Below are 244 nucleotides of genomic sequence, written 5' to 3'. Positions count from 1 at the left end.
ATCGCTGCCCTGCCACAGAACGCGAAGTTAAAAATCAAACGTCCGGTGAAGGTGCAGCCGATTGCCCGCGTCTGGTACAAAGGAGATCAAAAACAAGTACAACACGCTTGCCCTACACCGCTTATTGCGCTGATTAATCGGGATAATGGCGCGGGCGTGCCGGATGTTGGGGAGTTGTTAAATTACGATGCCGACAATGTGCAACACCGTTATAAACCACAGGCGCAGCCGCTTCGTTTGATCA

1 protein-coding gene is annotated in these 244 nt (G+C 51.6%); it reads left to right on the top strand.

Going from position 1 to position 244, the window contains the following annotated elements; genetic code table 11:
* A partial coding sequence (locus SB756_RS34075; RefSeq protein ID WP_410913755.1) for a DNA replication terminus site-binding protein occupies positions 1-244 on the top strand: 244 nt, incomplete at both ends.

The sequence above is a fragment of the Pseudomonas sp. SIMBA_068 genome (assembly GCF_046534705.1).
In the GTDB taxonomy this organism is placed as follows: domain Bacteria; phylum Pseudomonadota; class Gammaproteobacteria; order Pseudomonadales; family Pseudomonadaceae; genus Aquipseudomonas; species Aquipseudomonas putida.
The sequence above is the reverse complement of the archived record's forward strand: the minus strand, read 5'-3'. Positions and strand labels throughout refer to the sequence as shown.